This window comes from Staphylococcus sp. GDY8P45P (genome assembly GCF_017892745.1).
Taxonomy (GTDB): domain Bacteria; phylum Bacillota; class Bacilli; order Staphylococcales; family Staphylococcaceae; genus Staphylococcus; species Staphylococcus cohnii.
On the sequence record NZ_JAESLS010000030.1, the window covers coordinates 1 to 1,409 of the forward strand.

A 1,409-nucleotide genomic window follows, 5' to 3' on the forward strand; every position below is an offset into this window, starting at 1 on the left:
GGATTTTATGACCGATGATGACGAAAAAGCCGATGAAGATGGATTTTCTATTATTGCAATGTGGAATTGGGAACGGAAAAATTATTTTATTAAAGAGTAGTTCAACAAACGGGCCAGTTTGTTGAAGATTAGATGCTATAATTGTTATTAAAAGGATTGAAGGATGCTTAGGAAGACGAGTTATTAATAGCTGAATAAGAACGGTGCTCTCCAAATATTCTTATTTAGAAAAGCAAATCTAAAATTATCTGAAAAGGGAATGAGAATAGTGAATGGACCAATAATAATGACTAGAGAAGAAAGAATGAAGATTGTTCATGAAATTAAGGAACGAATATTGGATAAATATGGGGATGATGTTAAGGCTATTGGTGTTTATGGCTCTCTTGGTCGTCAGACTGATGGGCCCTATTCGGATATTGAGATGATGTGTGTCATGTCAACAGAGGAAGCAGAGTTCAGCCATGAATGGACAACCGGTGAGTGGAAGGTGGAAGTGAATTTTGATAGCGAAGAGATTCTACTAGATTATGCATCTCAGGTGGAATCAGATTGGCCGCTTACACATGGTCAATTTTTCTCTATTTTGCCGATTTATGATTCAGGTGGATACTTAGAGAAAGTGTATCAAACTGCTAAATCGGTAGAAGCCCAAACGTTCCACGATGCGATTTGTGCCCTTATCGTAGAAGAGCTGTTTGAATATGCAGGCAAATGGCGTAATATTCGTGTGCAAGGACCGACAACATTTCTACCATCCTTGACTGTACAGGTAGCAATGGCAGGTGCCATGTTGATTGGTCTGCATCATCGCATCTGTTATACGACGAGCGCTTCGGTCTTAACTGAAGCAGTTAAGCAATCAGATCTTCCTTCAGGTTATGACCATCTGTGCCAGTTCGTAATGTCTGGTCAACTTTCCGACTCTGAGAAACTTCTGGAATCGCTAGAGAATTTCTGGAATGGGATTCAGGAGTGGACAGAACGACACGGATATATAGTGGATGTGTCAAAACGCATACCATTTTGAACGATGACCTCTAATAATTGTTAATCATGTTGGTTACGTATTTATTAACTTCTCCTAGTATTAGTAATTATCATGGCTGTCATGGCGCATTAACGGAATAAAGGGTGTGCTTAAATCGGGCCATTTTGCGTAATAAGAAAAAGGATTAATTATGAGCGAATTGAATTAATAATAAGGTAATAGATTTACATTAGAAAATGAAAGGGGATTTTATGCGTGAGAATGTTACAGTCTATCCCGGCATTGCCAGTCGGGGATATTAAAAAGAGGGTTCTGTTGCAAAGTTGAATGTATAGTATAATTTTAACAAAAAGGAGTCTTCTGTATGAACTATTTCAGATATAAACAATTTAACAAGGATGTTATCACTGTAGCCGTT

The 1,409-nt window shown here is 38.0% G+C and carries 1 protein-coding gene; it reads left to right on the top strand.

What is annotated here, in order from left to right; all coding sequences use genetic code 11:
- Positions 1-268 precede the first annotated feature (268 nt).
- Positions 269-1,030: an aminoglycoside O-nucleotidyltransferase ANT(4')-Ia gene (gene aadD1, locus KA873_RS13450; RefSeq protein WP_001014230.1), complete on the top strand. Its 762-nt coding sequence runs from the start codon at positions 269-271 to the stop codon at positions 1,028-1,030.
- Positions 1,031-1,409: the final 379 nt, after the last annotated feature.